This is a genomic window from Spirosoma soli, from assembly GCF_042684525.1.
In the GTDB taxonomy this organism is placed as follows: domain Bacteria; phylum Bacteroidota; class Bacteroidia; order Cytophagales; family Spirosomataceae; genus Spirosoma; species Spirosoma soli.
On the sequence record NZ_JBHULN010000009.1, the window covers coordinates 192,326 to 210,761 of the forward strand.

Here is an 18,436-nt window from a genome sequence, read left to right on the forward strand (position 1 = left end):
ATCTATTTAAACTTGTAATCAAGTGATATTTATCATTGTAAATATCACTGTTTAATTACTTGAACAGTTTGGTCATTAAGTCAGCCACTCGGCTTGAATATCCATACTCGTTATCGTACCAACCAACAACTTTTGCGAGATTTCCGTTAACGGTAGTCAGCTTTGAATCGAAAATGCAGGAGTGAGGGTTGCCCACAATGTCAATTGATACGATTGGATCAACCGAATATTCAATGATATCCTTTAGTGTGCTTTCCGACGCTTCTTTGATAGCGTTGTTAATTTCTTCAACTGACGCTTCACGCTTTAAAATTACGGTTAAATCCGTGAGGGACCCGTCTGGAGTTGGGACACGCATCGCATTTCCGTCCAGCTTACCTTTTAACTGAGGTAAAACCAGCCCCACCGCCTTAGCAGCACCTGTAGACGTTGGTACGATCGATAAAGCGGCTGCGCGTGCACGACGAAGATCAGAGTGAGGGGCATCCTGTAGATTCTGATCGGCTGTGTAAGCATGGATGGTGGTCATGTAACCTTTTTCGATGCCAAATACATCGTCAAGCACTTTAGCCATCGGTGCTAAACAGTTTGTAGTGCAGGAGGCATTCGAGACGATCGTTTCTTCGCCGGTTAAGGTATCATCGTTTACGCCTAATACAACTGTCGGAATGTTTCCTTTAGCGGGCGCTGAAATTACTACCTTTTTAGCACCTGCCTGGAGGTGCATACCTGCTCCAGCTTCATCGACAAAACGACCTGTGGATTCAAGAACTACATCCACATTTAAATCTTTCCAGGGAAGATTTTTGGGGTCGCGCTCGGCATAAGCATTGATACGCTGTCCGTTTACCGTTAAACTTTCGTTATCAGATTGTACTTCGCCGGGGAATCTGCCGTGAACCGAATCATATTTAAGCAGGTGTGCTAACGTTGCATTATCCGTCAGATCGTTTATTGCAACAACCTCAATGTTTTCCTTTTCAATTAGGCGTCTGAAAGAAAGACGACCGATTCGACCGAAGCCATTGATAGCAACGCGTATTTTTTCCATGTACAAATAATTGGTTTGTTTGCGGGGCCAAATATACGCTATTAAAAAACCCTTTTAAAGCAACTAGGAAGGAATACATATCTAATTTAGTTAGCAATACATAGCAACTTATTTAGCAATAAACGAAAATTGATTAGTATTTTGGCTAATATATGCTAAAATTAATAGTAATTTAGTAAATTTATGCTAATATTATTTAGTAATACGCTAATTTTATACTAAAATACTTTATTTGCTAATATGTGTTTGCTAATATCTACTGCGTTGGTGCTAATTAGGGTGGGAGTGAAGTGTGTTTATTAGTTTGTATCAATTTCAGACAGTTTACCCATAATAAGCTAAGCTTATAAGATCTGATACCGTCCTATATCATGCTTTAGTAATAAGATATTGAAAGACCTTTTCTTTGCTATGAACTATAATTCACTAAGTGTATTATGATAATTCTAAATGCACCCTCATAAAAAGTACATTATGTTATAAGATAGTATAGCTGATAAAGTACTTTACGCATTTAGTATTACAGGCTTTTTACCTTACTTGTCGATGTGCAAGCATCATCCCTAGGTGAAAACTAGCTTTTCATCAATAAAGAAGCAAAACGATGTAATGAGTCCGGGTCTCTGGCTATTCTCAACTAGAACAAACAGGTTTAACCGTTGCGTAGATCATTCGTCAGCATAGCATTACCAAAGACACGTTGCACAACTGGAAGCAGATGCGGAGGCTGATGTAAAGCGAAATTGAGATTGGGAAAAACGAAACAATCAGAAAAGATTTCCACCTGAGCAGTGATGAGGTCTACCGACGTCGCCACCTAGTGAAGAGAATCGATCAAGGCAAGGCGTTTAGACAATCCCAGACTTATTGGGTCGCTGAACTGACTCGATATATCATCATACCATTCTTATAATCACTATCGATTTATTCTCCTAATACCTTGTAGGCTTTTGGTTAATCTAAATTCGATAGCGATGAGCCTTGGAATTAATTCATCGCACAAGAATTTTTGAGAGTACGCCGTATAACTGTAGATAGCCTTTATAAATAATTTAAGCTGTATATTTCAACTATACACGTACAACACTTACCTTTGATGAAGCCAAGCATGAGTAGTAGACTGTGGTCAATTGAAGCAAAATATAATTTTGTTCAATATTTTAAATAGTCTATATATCAGTCAGTTAACTTGTTTTATTTAAACTTTTACTTCAGTTTAATGACCGCCCAAATTGAGAATCTGTGGATAAACCGAGAGCTACTCAACGACCCTATATCCACCCAAGTAATTAGAGACGTAATAGATCAATTAGATAGGGGAGTACTCCGAGTTGCCACTCCACCAGCCAGCGAGTCAGGAAATTGGACTGTTAATGAATGGGTAAAAAAAGCTATCCTACTTTATTTCATTACCCAGCAGATGAAAACGGAAGAGGTTGGGATTTTTTCGTTTCATGATAAGATCCCGTTGAAAACTAACTTCGCCGAAACCAAAGTTAGGGCGGTACCCCCAGCAGTTGCTCGCTATGGTTCCTACCAAGCTCCGGGAGTTATTCTCATGCCATCGTACGTCAATATAGGTGCTTACGTAGATGAGCGCACAATGGTTGACACGTGGGCGACTGTAGGAAGCTGCGCACAAATTGGTAAAGATGTTCACTTGAGTGGTGGGGTAGGAATCGGGGGAGTACTCGAACCCCCACAAGCTGCTCCAGTTATAGTAGAAGATGGCGCTTTTATAGGATCACGCTGTATTGTTGTCGAAGGAGCAAGAATTGGCAAACGAGCTGTACTAGGAGCCGGAGTGACAATTACTGGCTCATCCAAGATTATAGACGTAACGGGTACTAAACCGGTAGAATATAAGGGTTACGTTCCTGCTAACTCAGTAGTAATACCGGGTAGCTACGCTAAACAGTTCCCAGCTGGCGAATTCCATGTGCCATGCGCAATTATTATCGGCCAACGCAAATCGTCCACCGATTTGAAAACTTCGTTGAATGATGCACTTCGTGAAAATAATGTATCCGTTTAGTTTTGTATATATTTACATTATTACAATACAATATTAAATCAAAGGGTCGTGTAACATTCTTACACGACCCTTTGATTTTTGTAGTCTAAGTTTACATTTGCTTTATTCAATTCTACATTTATATTTGTAGCAGATCATACCCTTATAACAACTACAGTGATGACTATAAATGACAAAATTAAACAGATATTGATTGATAAGAATTTAACTCCGTCCTACTTTGCCGACGAGATTGGTGTACAACGATCCAGTATTTCACACATCTTATCGGGCCGTAACAGACCAAGCTTTGATATTATTCAAAAGATAATCCGTCGTTTTCCAGAATTAGGTTATGAGTGGATTATGGAAGAAGATAATCAAGTTGGCAATCAAACTCCTTTTAACAACAGAGCAGTCAGCCGTCCAACATCTGACCGTTTTAACTCCGATACGCCCACGGTTAACTACACACCATCTAGTCCACTAATTCGGACACAGCGAAACGAAATCCCCCCTGTCCAACTAGCTCCCCAACCACAGGAAATTCAATCTGCACCATTACCAACGTCTACACCGACCTCAGAAAAAAAGGTAGAACGAATTCTTATCTTCTATACCGACGGGTCATTCCGTGAATATTCACCTGCGAATTAATAAAACCTATGTGTTTATTTAGTCTATATATAAATAGTACAGTCTACTTCTTTTCGTACTCCGTGAAGTTTATAATTATATTTTTAGGCATAATTAAATTAATAAATGTGCTTACAAAGGAGTTAAATATTTACTTTAAGAGCGTTTTGGGGGGCTGTTGGAGGGGCTTGAATTCTATTAAAAAATTGCATTTAATGGCCCTGACAGCGTTTTTAAGGCTTATTTTAAGCTAACTCCTTGTGAAGCAATGCTTTAATGTTCCACGTGGATAACTTGTGGAAAAACATGTGTAAACTTATAAAATGCTCTATAAGAGGTGACATATAAAGCCTTATCTAAAGTGATATTAAAGAGTAATACGAATCCAATTCTCATTATACATAGTGTAAGAATACAAGTAACCGACAGGAATCAAATCTATCCCGGCAGTAGCTTACTTATTTGCGCTTGCGTTAATTATTCAAACTGACATAATTTTGACACTGCCATTTGTTTCAAGGAGACCAATTTTTTGGTTACTGGTATTACCACCAAGATTCGGCGAGTATCAACCTTATGTGCCTTGTAATATATCTTGTTGGACAGTCAAGTAGCTCAGGGGTTGGCTTGTTCTTAATCATCTTGTGCTGGGATGCAGCTATCAAGTGATGTATTGATTATCCAAGCCGGAAACATACGACATATGCTAATCTCCCGACAGGGCTGGGCAACATTCATCAAGGAAACACAAAGCAATGGTATAACTACCAAGAAGCAAACTCTTGTATCGCAATACACTCGGCGACCAGCAAGTGGATGCTACAAGCGCATGGCAAACGAGTGAAACAGTCTCCCTGTGAGATTTTTGCTTGTTCTACGGTGATAAAAGCCAGATCAGTAGCGAAAGGTATGTGCCCCACGGCTGGCGTCTGCCTTGCAGCGACATGGTCTGTCTGTTTTCTTTTTGCCGCCTTACTCGCCCACCTGAACTTAGCCGAAACGCTGTGGCGAAAGCTCAAGATGGAGTAGTTGACGCCGGAGACTATCTTGAACAAGTTATTCACTCTATCACTAGTATATTTTATGTTCTTAAGTATTAAACTTGATCTGGTATATAGCATTAAGTTTAGAGTAATACATCTGTTATATAATTTATATTATGTTAAGTAAAGTTTCTAAAATAGAGGGCCGGTAGAAGTACTGGCCCTCTTCAATTACTTGCTCTCTACACAAACAACCTTCCGCTCTTCGTACTGCTTTAGGATGTTTTGCAGATTAGTTAAGTTTTCATTCAAATCAGCTTCATCTTTTACCGTCTTTGCTTTTGTGAAATACGGTAGCGCCTGCTTGAACTTACCACATACCTGGCCGTCTACTTCTTTGCCACGCTTGTTGTATTCAGCCATATCCATTGCGTCGACAGACTTCTTCATTTCAACTGCCTCGTTAAAAAAGAATACCCCCATGTTATAGTTGGCATCATAATTATTAGGATCAACCGCTAGAGCCTTTGTGTAATATTCCTTAGCCATGTCCTTCTGTTGATTCCGCTTCTGCGTAACATCAGCTAATTGCTTGCTGGCATCTCCTGATGCTGCCGGATTGCTGGCCGCTTGTTTAGCTTCAGCCTCCAGTTGAGCTACTGCAGTTTTCTGATCAGCCAGTTTTTTTTTTACATCCGTCAACTGACGCTTCAGATCAGCATTCTTCGGTTGCTTCTTAATCAATCCCGTCAAACGAGCCACTTCGCCGTTGTAGGTATCGACTAAGCCCTTTGCATCGGCAAGCTTGTTCGCCGGGTTACCGGTTTTCTTTGTTTGCTCACTTAGCTTCCGCACTTCGGCGTCAAACTTTTGCGCAGCGTTATCATACAAAATCCCCAGGTTAACCAGGTTCTGTACGTTGTTCGGATCTTTCTCAATCATTTGCTTCATACCAGCAATAGCCTCATCCATCCGATTGCTCGCCAGCATGATGTTAATCTTCTCGTTAGCCAGATCTTTGTTACCCGGAGCTAAGGCAATACCTTTATCTAGGGCAGCCAACGCTTTATCAACTTCGTTATCGCCACGGTACAACATAGCTAACGAACCATAAATCTGAGGGTCCTTACCGCCCCCAGCAATATACTTTTCCAGCTGGGTTTTAGCCGTCGCATTGTCTTTTACCTGCTGAGCAGCAATGGCGGTATACAACGGCGCCAACGTATCTTTAGGATTGATCTCACCGGCCACCGACATAGATTTGATCGCATCCGGATAATTCTTGCTTTGGAATTTAGCTACCCCCTGCTGCATAAAAGCGCTGTACAAAGCTGGACTTTTCAATGCTTCCTCAGCTTCTTTTGCTAACCGACCAGGACCACCCTTTTTGTCCTTATCAAGTTCGATAACTTTTTTGTAGGCATCCATAGCCGTTGTGGCCGCCGACGAATCAAGACGAATGTATTGAGATGCAATGCTTTGATACGTCTTGGCACGATCCATCCAGGTACTTGCTTTACCTGCACTTTTAGCATCCGTAATATCTTTGTCGCTCTTGTCTTTATCTTTCTTAACAGCATCCATCGCAGCCTGGTCTAAAGCAGAGGCTCCGGATGCGGCCTGACCCTGGCCTTGTCCCTGTTGTTGGTTCTGGGCATGTACTCCTGCGGACAGGCAACAAGCTACCAGAACTAAGAAAACTGGTTTCATGTGTAAAATGGGGTTGTGTGTTTTTGTTATTAAAAAACGAAATTACGGAATCAATCCGTATAAGCATGAACGTACCTAAATAATTTGAGCCGACCGACTGATTCCTGTAAATCAGCGCGATCGGCTCAAATTATTGATTCTGTGGCACTTACTCAACAACGGGCGCTTCCTCGATAACGATTCCTTCTTCGCCTTCTTCTTTCTTAATTTTAGTTACTGACGAAATTTCGTCCCCGTCGCGCAGGCTAATCAGACGAACTCCCTGCGTATTACGGCCGATCACACTGATCTCATCCACTGGGGTGCGAATGGCTATACCCGACTTATTAATAATCATCAAATCGTCGTTATCAGCGACATCGAGCACGGCCACTAGTCGACCAACCTTATCGGTCACTTTCAAGGTACCCACTCCTTTAGCCCCCCGGTTCGTGACCCGGTAGCCTTCGATGTCAGACCGCTTTCCGTAACCGTTCTGGGAGACAACAAGCAACTGAGCGTCGGCCGAGTTGATACAAACCATACCCACAACATGATCGGTTGGATCTTCCTCATCGAGGGAAATTCCGCGTACGCCCGCGGCAGTACGGCCCATCGGGCGAACACGACTTTCGTGAAAGCGAACGGCTTTACCAGCACTGGACGCAATAACAATATCATTATCGCCATTGGTCAGACAAACGCCAATCAGCTGATCGTCTTCGTCAATTGTAATGGCAATGATACCATTCTGACGGGGCCGGGAGAACGCTTCCAACATGGTCTTCTTGATCGTCCCCTGACGAGTACACATCACAATGTAATTATTGTTAATGTAGTCTTCGTTCTTCAGATCCGATACGTTAATTACCGCTCTGACCTTGTCATCCGATTCAATATTGATGAAATTAGCTAATGGGCGTCCCTTTGACGTACGAGACCCTTCGGGTAGTTCGTAGACGGGTAACCAGTATAAACGTCCTTTCTGGGTGAAGGCCAGCAACGTATTGTGCATGGTTGCGGTAAAGAGGTGTTCCGTAAAGTCCTCCTCTTTGGTAACAGCCGCCTTCGCTCCTACTCCACCCCGGCTTTGTGAGCGGTATTCGGTGGTTGGTGTCCGTTTGATATAACCTTCGTGCGAAATGGTAATCACCATATCCTCATCGGCAATCAAAGACAGATCACTAATATTTCCGTCGCCAAGGGCGTTGATCTCCGTGCGACGCTGATCGCCATAGCGAGCCCGAATGTCAATGAGCTCGTCTTTGATGACCTGCCGCTTCCGTTCTTCGCTGGCCAAGATCTCTTTATAATCCGCGATTTCGCGCATCAGCTCATCGTACTCCGCCTGCAGTTTATCCCGCTCCAGACCGGTTAATCGCTGCAGACGCATTTCCAGGATGGCCTTGGCCTGAAGCTCACTTAATTCGAAGCGCTCCATAAGGCCGGTTTTCGCCACCTCAGGATCACGTGATGAACGAATTAATTCAATGACCGCATCAATGTTGTCGAGTGCAATCAGCAAACCCTCCAAGATATGTGCCCGTTTCTCAGCTTCACGCAGTTCGTACTGCGTCCGGCGGGTTACCACATCGAATCGGTGCTCGACGTAGTACTTCATCATATCTTTCAGGTTCAACAACATGGGGCGCCCTTTTACCAGCGCTACGTTGTTGATACTAAACGACGATTGAAGAGCCGTGTGCTTGTAGAGATTGTTAAGCACTACGTTCGGGATAGCGTCTTTGCGAAGATCATACACCACCCGTAAACCGTCGCGGTCTGACTCATCGCGGAAGGCTGTAATGCCTTCAATTTTCTTTTCGTTGATGAGTTCGGCCGTTTTCTCAAGCATCACCGCCTTGTTCACCATGTACGGAACATCCGTCACGATGATCTGGGTCTTGCCGCGGTTTTCTTCAATAGTGGCATGAGCCCGCATAACGACGCGACCACGGCCCGTTTTGAACGCTAATTTAACGCCTTCCATACCGTAGATCGTAGCCCCCGTTGGAAAGTCGGGCGCTTTGACGTACTGCATTAGCTCCTCAACGGTAATCTCATAATTGTCTAGATAGGCAATGATACCATCGACAACCTCCGTTAAGTTATGCGGTGCCATATTAGTGGCCATCCCCACCGCAATACCCGAGGAGCCGTTCAGCAACAGGTTCGGCAGTTTAGCGGGCATTACGCTTGGCTCTTCCAGCGAGTCATCGAAGTTTGGCTGGAAGTCAACCGTTTCCTTGTATATATCCGTCAGCAACTCTTCGGCAATACGCTTCAGACGCGCTTCTGTATAACGCATGGCGGCCGGGGAGTCGCCATCTATTGATCCGAAGTTTCCCTGTCCATCGACTAGCGGGTAACGCAATGACCAGTCCTGGGCCATACGGACCATGGTGTCATATACCGACGAATCGCCATGTGGGTGATACTTACCGAGTACTTCCCCAACGATACGTGCTGATTTTTTGTGAGGCTTGTTGTAATTAACCCCCAGTTCAGCCATTCCAAACAGCACCCGACGGTGTACGGGCTTTAACCCGTCACGCACATCAGGTAACGCCCGCGAGATGATAACCGACATTGAATAATCAATGTACGCACCACGCATTTCGTCCTCAATGTTAATGGGAATAATGTTACTGGGTGATTCGAGGTCGGGATTTTCTTCCGCCATGTGACAAATGAGTTTCGCAGAAAATTACTATTCCGGCTCACGCGTTGCACGCAAACCGCTATATAGACAAATATACAAAATTTTTAGTAAAAATGGAAATAATACGGTAAACGGGGCTATAAATGGCCTAAAACAGGAAAACAACCGCTCATTCGTATCCCCTATTTTACGGCCACTGCTTCAGTATTGTCGTCTACTTGAAATACAATTCTATTTCAACAAAAACGTAGCCTCTGTAATTAAATCAGTAATGGTTCAGGCAAGCCTCTCTTTAGTTATGATTTAATTCTTGGGGCAAACAAAAAAGGTTCGGTACGTACTAACTGAATTTGGCTAAATGACAGATGCGCTGGGTTTAAGAGGTAGTTCCACTCGTTAGCAATAATAGCCGATGGGACGCCTAATACCGCCGAGCGGCCACTTCGTAGCCACTCCCCTCCTATCCGTTGGCACGTATCGTACTGCTGGAAAGTAAACCAGTCAGCAGGTAACGAGTCAGCAGCGATTGTCTCGATGAATAGCTCGTCGGGTACCTCAATGACCATCACCCGAAAGCTTTCTAATAGGCCTTCACCACTACGGTGTACTACGTTTTCCAGGCACGCTAAGGCCCGGGTTGCAGCCGTGTAAATCACAAACTGACCCCGGCTATTCCATCGGGCGGCTCCTCCCGAGGCAACCAGCCGATCGGCGTAAATCGCTTTAGTTATTCGGTAAACCAACATCAACCGGATGGATCTTCAATAGAATCAGGCCAGATCGCCATACTCAATACGAACCACCTCCTCCATGACCAGATCGATCCCTCCAGACGTATGCAGCAAGTCAAAAGGGATTTGCTCACCTAATCCGTAAGCCGGTTTATCCATCCAGCGCCGGAACGCTTCAGCTGATCCAAACACTGACTCGCCTGTCTGGAACAACGCCATAATCTTAAGGACCTTCTCACTATCCTGCGGATTTAACTTTTTGTGCTCGCGCTCATAACGTTGGAACGTCTTAAGCGACGTATCAAATACCTCAGCCAGTTGCTCCCGTTTGTAGCCGGTTAAATCAGCGATGTCAAAAAAGGTAGTCGCCGGAATTCCTTTCAGGGCAGATAGAACGATAGCGGTGCGATTCTGGATCATAGTGCACAAACATAAGACTTTTGTCTTGACAACTGAGAAAATTGTCTAAATAGTTTCATTATGCACTGTTTATGCCCACCCGAAAATACTCGCCGGCAAGCAATTGTAAATGCAGCACACTTCACTTAGCCGTTTACTTGAACGGGCTAAGTGAAGTGTGCCAGTACTGACAGACGACTCCGTTGTCAGGTCAGCCTGGCCTTAAAAAAGTCAACAGTGCGTTTCCAGGCCAGTTCGGCGGCTGCCTTGTCATAACGAGGGGTGGTATCGTTATGAAAGCCGTGGTTGGCATTTTCGTACATATAAGCGGTATAGTCTTTGTTATTCGCTTTGAGAGCCGCTTCGAAGGCTGGCCAGCCTTCGTTCACCCGCGTGTCCAGGGCCGCGTAATGTAAGAGCAAAGGCGCCTTGATTTTAGGGACGTCCTCGGCCGCTGGCTGACCGCCATAAAACGGTACCGATGCGGATAGCTCGGGAATGCGCACCGCCATCATATTGGCAATCCATCCACCAAAGCAAAAGCCAACCACTCCAATCTTACCGTTGCAGTCTTTGTTGCCTTTCAGGTAGTCGAACCCCGCCATGAAATCCTGTAACATCTCATCCCGGTTCCGTTTGCTTTGCAGTTCACGACCTGCATCATCGTTACCCGGATAGCCCCCTAAGGGAGTTAATGCATCGGGCGCAATCGAAACGAATCCGGCCAGAGCCGCTCGTCGGCCTACGTCTTCAATGTGCGGATTCAACCCCCGATTTTCATGAACAACGATAATCCCGCCAAGCGGCTTTTGGGCATCAGCAGGCTTCGAGAGCAACGCTTTGATCGATCCACCTCCTTTGGGCGATGGATACGTTACGTAGTCTGATTTTAAGCGCGGATCATCGGCCTTGATCTGAACACCTCCTTTATAATCGGGCATGAGGAAACTCATCAGTGACGCTACAGTAAGGCCTCCTACGGCGTATAATGACAGCTTTTGGGTAAACTCACGCCGGTCAATGCGGTTATGGGCATAGTCATCATACAAATCAAACACTTCTTGTTTGAGGTCGTCTTTCTTGATTTGGCTCATGGAAGCTATACGTACTTACGTAAATTAAAGTTGTTATCTTATGTTAGAAAGTATAAAGCCCTGAATGCTGCTAAAGGAGTTTATCAGAATCAACTATTTAGTAGCCTTCAGGGCTTTTCTGAACAGCTCGTTTACCAATTATACCAGTGTTTTCCGGGCCTCCCGGTCGGGATCGTTGACCAGCGCGGGGGCGTCATCCAATACCATTGTTTCGCCGTTTTGGGTCGTATAGGGTTTCCAGGTGGGTAAACCGCCCCCGTTTGGAGTACCGGTTTTGGCAAAGTTGATAAAAGACTTTGCCATCTTTTCCGACAATGCCCGGGGTCGTTTGCCACCTCCCGTATGCGTAAGCATCAGATCAGTGTTGTAGAACCAGAAGCAAATATCATCGCAGTGGAAAGCCCGCATCCGGCCATCGAACAGGGGTGGTTGCCAGCCAAACCAGGCTACGTAGACGGGGGCTTTCTGCTGAGACACCTTCGCATCAGCAGCCGCCACGGCATTCTTCCGGTTAGACACGATCAATGCCCAAAGCTCAATCGGACGCGCCTTCGGAAAGTTCTTCGCGTACGCGTCGACGATTTCGCCTGATTTATCGCCGAAGCGGGGTTTGATCTTTTCCTTCACTTCGGCCAGCGAAATGGTTTCCAGGGACGCATCGGTCCGGCTGGGGCTTTGCTCATGGAAGGTCGAGCAGATCATGAGCGGAATATCGGCCGAGAAGTGATTGGGGTCACGGAAAAATGGGCCTTCATTGAGCGCTACACCATCGGCTACCGGTGAGAACCCTCCTCGCTGAAGGTTGAGCCGCCGGGCTTCGTCGGCCATTTTTTCGGCAGCCCGGTTAGCGATGTCAATGTACTCTCGCCACGGAATCTGCTGGAGCTTATCCACTTCGCCGGGCTTCAGGCCAGCCTCTTCCATAACCTTCAGTCCTAACTTCTCGGCGTATTCTTTATTCGTTCCGGCCAGCGAACTCCCGCTCAACGCTACGGCTTTGTGAAACAGCCCTTTCGCCGACGGCATATTCATCAGAGTAGTTACTTTGGCTCCTCCTCCTGACTGCCCGATGATCGTCACATTGTTTGGATCTCCGCCAAAATTGGCTATGTTGTTTTTTACCCATTCAAGGGCCGCCACCATATCCAGATTACCGACATTACCAGATTGAGGATTGCCACCGGCGGCTTTCAGGTGAGTGTATCCCAACGGACCGAGCCGGTGATTGAGCGAACAGAAAACAACATTACCCAGCCGGGACAGGTTTTCGCCGTGGTAGCCGTCCTGTTCAATGCCATTCCCGTTGGTAAAGCCCCCCCCGTGTAACCAGACCACAACGGGGCGTTTCTGCGCGTCCAGGGCGGGCGTCCACACATTCAGTTTCAGGCAGTCTTCCGATACATCGTCGTAGTTCCAATGATCGACAAACGAGGCATACGGGTTAGCGTACCGTTTTTCCATAATCTGGGGAGCCGAGTTGCCCCACCAAAGCGCCGGACGAATATCGGTCCAGGGCGTAGGCTTCTGCGGGGGCATGAACCGGTTCTTGCCCGACGTATCGGCCCCGTAAGGTATGCCTAAAAACTGATGAATGCCCCGCAGAATAAAGCCTCTGACTTTGCCATGTTCCGTGTTGGCAATGGCGATGGTATCGCCCACAAACAAAACCTGATCGTCTCCGGCTGATTTGGCAACTTTAGGCGGTTGTACGTTTGTGGCGGTAGACTCGTGAGCTGTAGTTAAACCAGCTACGCCAATACCCAGTGATTGTAAAAAATTACGTCTTGACGGTTTCATCGCAGCAATACGATTAAAGGTTGAAGGAAACGAATGGCCAATAGAGGGGGTACGGTCAGCACTAGTAAAACCTCTTACTTCCAAAGGGAGGCAGGGCGAAGTTTTACTAGTGTTGACCGACTGATTGTTAACAATGGCGAGTGCACCCGCGCCCGAGGAACCACCCGCGATCTACTACTTGACAAGCTGAACTTGCCAACCGACCTAAAATAGCGGATAGTCATACCGCTTATCGGACCAGCCTAGGCGATGCTACGCTGCTAAAAGTTACGTTCTAAGCGTTCTTAACGAACCAAACAGCGGTTCGGATAAGTAGTTGAAACACAATCTATATTCACCCATTCCATCAATTTATGGCTTAAACTCGGCTATTCCTCCTGGCTATAGGTTAATCAGTATCCAACAAATCAAAATGCGGTAAGCAAACAACGCTATGACCCTAAAAACGATAACGCTACTAGCAACATTAGTAGTAATTGGAGTACAGCAACGCAGCCAGGCCCAGTCGACCACGGGTGGCAAAAGCGGTGGTTCCTCAGCCTCAACCGGTGCAGGCTATACCAGCTCTGACAAGCGGCTGCCCGCCAGCAATCCGCAAAGCATGACCATTGCCGACGAAGGAGCTTCCCGCGATTATATGTATACGCCCCCCTCCCCCCCCCAAAACCGATCGTCATCGCCCGATGGCTCATCAGCTGCCAAGGCGTCGAAGCAATCATCCGCTTCCCAGCCTAAAGCCAGCAAGACCAGCCACTCCGGGGGGAGTTCTTCTCCAAAAAGCGGGACTTGAAAATCGGGCTTAAACCTTAGACCATCATCAACGGTTCTACTTAGCGATAAACAATGACAACGTTATGAAAAAGATCTCTTTGATGGTGTTGCTGGCACTGAGCTCCCTGTGTTTTCAGGCTTGCAATGAAAATAAGAAAGCCAGTGACGACAGCGTCGAAAATGCGAATGACGCCAATGATTTGAAAGAGCAAAACGACACGGGCCAGAGCGACGATACCAATGATTTCGCCGTGAAAGCAGCGAATGGTGGCCTTTTGGAAATGGAACTTGGGCGTCTGGCGCGGGAGAAAGCGCAAAGCAACGATGTTAAAGAGTTTGCCGCGATGATGCTGGCCGATCACGCCAAAGCCAATGATGAGCTGAAAAGCATAGCCGCCACGAAGAACATTACGTTGCCGACCACCCTGGGCAAAGAAGGCCAGGAGCATGTCGATGAACTCGCTAAACTCTCCGGCGCTGAATTTGATAAGAAGTACGTTGACCTGATGGTCGAGGACCACGAGGAAGACGTCAAATTGTTTCAGGAAGCCGCTAAAAGCGATGATGACCCAGCCCTAAAGGCGTATGCCGCCAAGACGCTTCCAACCTTACAGAAACACCTGGAGCGTATAACCACGATTGACAAGAATATGAAGTAAGTAAAGGTACTAGGTAACAGAGGCCTTCATCGTGCAGCAAGCAGTGAAGGCCTTTGCTCGTTTTATTCCCAAAAGCCCCAAATGCTTTCCTGAGGCAAACCACCCGCCAGAAAGCGATGCCCTTTCATTGGATGCAGCCGGTGATGTTTCCTTAGCCAGCAAAATAAACGACGAAAAGCCGCAGTCGTCGCCAAGAAAACGCTACGTATCGTTTATCAACTTAATTATCTACAAAAGAATGAAAGCATACATCATTCTGCTTCTCGTCGGGCTTTGGCTTCCGACACAGGCACAAACCGACGCAAAGCCGGCTTCGGAGCGCCTGGTGTTTACAGTCGTAGAGCAGCGCCCTGAGTTTCCGGGAGGCATGGAGAAACTGGCCCAGTATCTTGACCAAAATCTGCGCTATCCAGAAGCCGCCCGGAATGCTAAGCGGAAAGGGCGGGTATTTGTCACCTTTATCATAACCGACGAAGGGGCTATTCAAGATGCGCATGTCCTGAAAAGCATAGACCCGGAGCTAGATGCCGAAGCGGTTCGACTCGTTAGTAGCATGCCCAACTGGATACCGGGCAAGCAGGCTGGAAGACCAGTTAACGTACGTTTCAATCTGCCTATCCATTTTAAATTATAAAGTTTGGGCTGCTTCTTTCAGTGGCTCCTCGTCGGCATCAGGCTTGACAACGGCAGTTTGCAGATCCGATCGTGACGTTGAGGCAGGCCTTGGTGCAAACGTTTGCGCATAAATTCAAACGTTTGCACCAAGGCCTGCCTATTATAAGACAGGGTTAAATGTCTTTACTGGCGATGTAGCCGGTAAGTTCCTGCTCATTTAACTGCATGTCGATGAAGAATTCCTTTACGCCACCTCCGGGCCAACTTCACATTTATCAGTTTCTCCGGCACAGTATACTGCTTTGGAGCCTTTGCCTGGTAAGCTGTGTGGTTAGCGCCACAAACGGATTTGGTAAACCAAGCAACCTTACAGACCATCTGCTGGAGGATATTACCGTAACGGGCAAGGTAACCTCTACGGGGAGTAGTGAGGGCTTGCCGGGGGTGAATGTGCTGATCGAAGGGAAACAGACAGGCACAACAACCGATGTTAACGGTGAGTATAAAATTACGCTTCCGGCCAATGGCGTACTGGTTTTCAGCTACGTAGGTTATGTGGCTCAGAAAGTACCAGTCAACAACCGATCTGTCATTAACGTTACGTTGGTGGCCGACACAAAGACTCTGGGTGAAGTAGTCGTAATTGGATACGGTACCCAATCGCGTAAGAACCTCACCAGCGCCATTAGCACCGTCAAGCCCGAAGATCTTAACCGGGGCGCAATCGCCGATGTAGGCCAGCTGCTACAAGGTAAAGTACCAGGGCTGAACATATCGGCTAATGGTGACCCGAACGCGCCCGCGGCCGTCGTTCTGCGGGGCGCGTCGACGCTGAACAGCTCGCAGGGACCTTTTTACGTCATTGATGGCGTACCCGGCGCAGATATTTCCATCATTGCGCCCGACGACATTGCCTCCATCGATGTGCTGAAAGACGCAGCGGCAACCGCTATTTACGGAAACCGGGCTGCGAATGGGGTCATTATTGTTACGACTAAGCGGGGCAAGAAAGGCCAGATGGTGGTATCGTACAGCGGTTATGCCGGGGTTGAAACCGTCTCGAATCAGTTAAACATGATGGACGCTAGCCAGCTGCGGGCGTTTCTGACCCAGAATGGCCAATCCTTTTCTCCCAATGACGACAAAGGGGCGAACACCAACTGGCAGGATGCCGTTCAGCGTAGTTCGGCCATCTCCCATAACCACAATCTGTCGGTCAGTGGTGGCACGGAACATAGTACGTACAACGCCAGTATAAACTACATCGACAAGCCGGGCATTCTTCAGGGGAGCTCATTAAACCGCGTCATTGCCCGGCTGGCCGTTGAACAGTACGCTCTCAACGACAAACTAAAGCTGGGGCTAACGGTTACCAACTCGAACAGCAACGCCAATAACACGCCCCTGCGCAACAATGTGTTGTTACAAATGATCAACCACTTACCCGTATCGCCAATCAGGAACCCGGACGGGACATACTTTGAAAATTTCACCAATACAGGCTACTTCAACCCGGTGGCCATGATCGAGCAAGCGCAGGACAACACGAAGTACAATAACCTGGTGGGCGCGTTTACGGCCCAGGTTAAGCTGCCCTTTAACTTGACGTATGATCTGAACCTCTCCTACCAGAACTACTCCTCGCTGCACGGCGAGTTCTACGGTAGCTATTATTCGCAGTATAACAGCGCCAATTTCTACAATAACCCCGATCCGCCGTTGGTTCACAGCCTTCTTAACTTTGGCACTAACGGCTCGGCCTTGCGCAACACCTACCAGAACGTCCGTAAGGTGTTAGAAACGTTTGTGACCTGGGATAAGCAATTCGGCGATCATTCGGTCAATGCGGTACTGGGCTATTCGTGGCAGGGCAGCACCAACGGAGACGGATTCCAGGCGTCGAGCACGAATTTTCCCGTGGATAATATCGGGTACAATAACTTCGCCTTGAGCAATCCGTATGCCGTGCCCTCCTACCGCGTTAATTTCGGGCTCGATGGCATCTATCAGGAAACCAGACTGATCTCGGACTTTGCCCGGCTAAACTATAACTACAAAGAAAAATACCTCCTCCAGGCATCCGTCCGGCGCGATGGTAGTTCAGTATTCGGCGAGAATAATCAGTGGGGTTACTTTCCGGCCGTGGGTGGTGCCTGGCGGATCAGTCAGGAGGGGTTCATGCAGAATCAAAGTTTGTTCAATGACCTGAAGCTACGGGCCAGCTACGGAGTTACCGGTAATTCGTCGGGCTTTAACGCCTACACCGCCCAATTCCTGTCGGGTAGCCTGGGAACGTACTATTATAACGGGATCCAAACGGCCGCCTACGGACCTACCCAGGCCGCTAATCCGGATTTGCGGTGGGAAAAGACGGCCACCACCAACATCGGCCTCGACTTCACCGTCCTGAAAGGAAAACTGAGCGGAACTGTGGAGTGGTACGACAAGAACACCACCGGCATGATTTATTCGTACCGGGTCGATCCAATCCTGGTTCCGGTGGGTAGCATCATCGCCAACGGCGGCAGCATCAATAACCGAGGTATTGAGGTGAGTTTGAATGCAACGCCCGTTCGAACCGGTAATTTTAGCTGGAGTACAGGACTAAACTTGGCGCACAACAATAACAAAATCACCAGCCTGCAGAACCCTTTGTTTGCTGGTGGCGACTCCGTCCGGATCACTCAACCCGAGGGAGGTGGCCAGACGGGTAGTTCGCTACAGATCCTGAAAGCGGGAAAGCCAATTGGCCAGTTCTTTACGCTCGAGTACGCGGGCAAAAACGAGAAAGGCGTGTCCCAGTATGTCGACCGCAACGGTAACCTGACCACGACCCCGGTTATCGGTGCCGATTACAAATATGCCGGAAGTCCGCAGCCGAAACTGCTGCTGGGTTGGACCAACACGTTCCGGTCGGGCAACTTCGACTTGAACCTATTCATCAGAGGAGTTTTTGGTAATAAGATATTCAATGCCACCCGCGCTGATTTGTTCCGACCCAGCACTGCGCAATACACGAACATCCTGACGGACGTAGCGGGTGAGTCGATTGCCGATATCAACGCGTTTAAGTATTCGACCCGCTTTATTGAAGACGGCAGCTACGTCCGGCTGGATAACGCGACCCTGGGCTACAACTTTAAAAGCCTGGGCCAGTACGTCAAATCACTGCGCGTGTACGCATCGGTTAACAATGCCTTCGTCATTACGAAGTACACCGGCATCGACCCCGAAGTAAACCAGGGCGGCATTGCGCCGGGCGTCGACTCGAACAATTTCTACCCTAAAACCCGCACGGTATTAGTGGGCGTAAACCTTTCTTTTTAACTCCTGAC

Annotated in this window: 13 protein-coding genes; 6 read left to right on the forward strand and 7 right to left on the reverse strand. The window is 47.3% G+C overall.

Features of this window, described 5'->3' with window-relative positions; genetic code table 11:
* Window positions 1-55: 55 nt before the first annotated feature.
* A complete protein-coding gene (gene gap, locus ACFSUS_RS16165; RefSeq protein ID WP_381524318.1) occupies window positions 56-1,051 on the reverse strand; it encodes a type I glyceraldehyde-3-phosphate dehydrogenase in 996 nt (331 codons plus the stop codon).
* Between the two features lie 1,219 nt (window positions 1,052-2,270).
* On the opposite strand from gap, the gene ACFSUS_RS16170 reads away from it, so the two are divergent.
* Window positions 2,271-3,086 carry a 2,3,4,5-tetrahydropyridine-2,6-dicarboxylate N-succinyltransferase gene (locus ACFSUS_RS16170; RefSeq protein ID WP_381524320.1) on the forward strand — a complete coding sequence of 272 codons (816 nt, stop codon included), beginning with the start codon at window positions 2,271-2,273 and terminating at the stop codon, window positions 3,084-3,086.
* A gap of 159 nt (window positions 3,087-3,245) precedes the next feature.
* A complete protein-coding gene (locus ACFSUS_RS16175; RefSeq protein WP_381524321.1) occupies window positions 3,246-3,722 on the forward strand; it encodes a helix-turn-helix transcriptional regulator in 477 nt (158 codons plus the stop codon).
* A 1,193-nt stretch (window positions 3,723-4,915) separates the two neighbouring features.
* On the opposite strand, the gene ACFSUS_RS16180 is transcribed toward ACFSUS_RS16175, so the two are convergent.
* The 6 genes from ACFSUS_RS16180 to ACFSUS_RS16205 all read right to left on the reverse strand — a co-directional run bounded on the left by ACFSUS_RS16180 (window position 4,916) and on the right by ACFSUS_RS16205 (window position 13,056).
* The gene (locus ACFSUS_RS16180) at window positions 4,916-6,394 is read right to left on the reverse strand and encodes a tetratricopeptide repeat protein (protein ID WP_381524323.1); all 1,479 of its coding nucleotides are present in this window, start codon (window positions 6,392-6,394) and stop codon (window positions 4,916-4,918) included.
* A gap of 148 nt (window positions 6,395-6,542) precedes the next feature.
* Entirely contained in the window at window positions 6,543-9,056 is a 2,514-nt protein-coding gene (gene gyrA, locus ACFSUS_RS16185; RefSeq protein ID WP_381524325.1) for a DNA gyrase subunit A, read from the reverse strand.
* 275 nt (window positions 9,057-9,331) lie between these two features.
* The gene (locus tag ACFSUS_RS16190) at window positions 9,332-9,781 is read right to left on the reverse strand and encodes an RES family NAD+ phosphorylase (protein ID WP_381524327.1); all 450 of its coding nucleotides are present in this window, start codon (window positions 9,779-9,781) and stop codon (window positions 9,332-9,334) included.
* Between the two features lie 24 nt (window positions 9,782-9,805).
* Window positions 9,806-10,186, reverse strand: coding sequence for a type II RES/Xre toxin-antitoxin system antitoxin (gene parS, locus ACFSUS_RS16195; RefSeq protein ID WP_381524328.1), 381 nt, complete (start codon window positions 10,184-10,186; stop codon window positions 9,806-9,808).
* Window positions 10,187-10,371: 185 nt separating this feature from the next.
* Window positions 10,372-11,259, reverse strand: a complete 888-nt coding sequence (locus ACFSUS_RS16200) for a dienelactone hydrolase family protein (RefSeq protein WP_381524330.1) — start codon at window positions 11,257-11,259, stop codon at window positions 10,372-10,374.
* A 138-nt stretch (window positions 11,260-11,397) separates the two neighbouring features.
* Window positions 11,398-13,056 carry a carboxylesterase/lipase family protein gene (locus ACFSUS_RS16205; protein WP_381524331.1) on the reverse strand — a complete coding sequence of 553 codons (1,659 nt, stop codon included), beginning with the start codon at window positions 13,054-13,056 and terminating at the stop codon, window positions 11,398-11,400.
* Window positions 13,057-13,489: 433 nt separating this feature from the next.
* Between ACFSUS_RS16205 and ACFSUS_RS16210 the strand changes: the two genes are divergently transcribed.
* From ACFSUS_RS16210 to ACFSUS_RS16225, 4 genes are all read left to right on the forward strand, one after another.
* The gene (locus ACFSUS_RS16210; protein ID WP_381524333.1) at window positions 13,490-13,846 is read left to right on the forward strand and encodes a hypothetical protein; all 357 of its coding nucleotides are present in this window, start codon (window positions 13,490-13,492) and stop codon (window positions 13,844-13,846) included.
* A 64-nt stretch (window positions 13,847-13,910) separates the two neighbouring features.
* Window positions 13,911-14,486 (forward strand): DUF4142 domain-containing protein, encoded by a 576-nt coding sequence (locus tag ACFSUS_RS16215; RefSeq protein WP_381524335.1) that lies wholly within the window; start codon window positions 13,911-13,913, stop codon window positions 14,484-14,486.
* Between the two features lie 31 nt (window positions 14,487-14,517).
* Window positions 14,518-15,120, forward strand: a complete 603-nt coding sequence (locus ACFSUS_RS16220; protein WP_381524337.1) for an energy transducer TonB — start codon at window positions 14,518-14,520, stop codon at window positions 15,118-15,120.
* Window positions 15,121-15,332: 212 nt separating this feature from the next.
* Complete coding sequence (locus ACFSUS_RS16225) at window positions 15,333-18,428, forward strand: SusC/RagA family TonB-linked outer membrane protein (RefSeq protein ID WP_381524339.1); 3,096 nt, start codon at window positions 15,333-15,335, stop codon at window positions 18,426-18,428.
* Window positions 18,429-18,436 lie beyond the last annotated feature (8 nt).

Bases quoted from the DNA above. Each gene is read 5' to 3' on its own strand.
- gap (WP_381524318.1), bottom strand. From the start codon at position 1,051: ATGGAAAAAATACGCGTTGCTATCAATGGCTTCGGTCGAATCGGTCGT.
- ACFSUS_RS16170 (WP_381524320.1), top strand. From the start codon at position 2,271: ATGACCGCCCAAATTGAGAATCTGTGGATAAACCGAGAGCTACTCAAC.
- ACFSUS_RS16175 (WP_381524321.1), top strand. From the start codon at position 3,246: ATGACTATAAATGACAAAATTAAACAGATATTGATTGATAAGAATTTA.
- ACFSUS_RS16180 (WP_381524323.1), bottom strand. From the start codon at position 6,394: ATGAAACCAGTTTTCTTAGTTCTGGTAGCTTGTTGCCTGTCCGCAGGA.
- gyrA (WP_381524325.1), bottom strand. From the start codon at position 9,056: ATGGCGGAAGAAAATCCCGACCTCGAATCACCCAGTAACATTATTCCC.
- ACFSUS_RS16190 (WP_381524327.1), bottom strand. From the start codon at position 9,781: ATGTTGGTTTACCGAATAACTAAAGCGATTTACGCCGATCGGCTGGTT.
- parS (WP_381524328.1), bottom strand. From the start codon at position 10,186: ATGATCCAGAATCGCACCGCTATCGTTCTATCTGCCCTGAAAGGAATT.
- ACFSUS_RS16200 (WP_381524330.1), bottom strand. From the start codon at position 11,259: ATGAGCCAAATCAAGAAAGACGACCTCAAACAAGAAGTGTTTGATTTG.
- ACFSUS_RS16205 (WP_381524331.1), bottom strand. From the start codon at position 13,056: ATGAAACCGTCAAGACGTAATTTTTTACAATCACTGGGTATTGGCGTA.
- ACFSUS_RS16210 (WP_381524333.1), top strand. From the start codon at position 13,490: ATGACCCTAAAAACGATAACGCTACTAGCAACATTAGTAGTAATTGGA.
- ACFSUS_RS16215 (WP_381524335.1), top strand. From the start codon at position 13,911: ATGAAAAAGATCTCTTTGATGGTGTTGCTGGCACTGAGCTCCCTGTGT.
- ACFSUS_RS16225 (WP_381524339.1), top strand. From the start codon at position 15,333: ATGAAGAATTCCTTTACGCCACCTCCGGGCCAACTTCACATTTATCAG.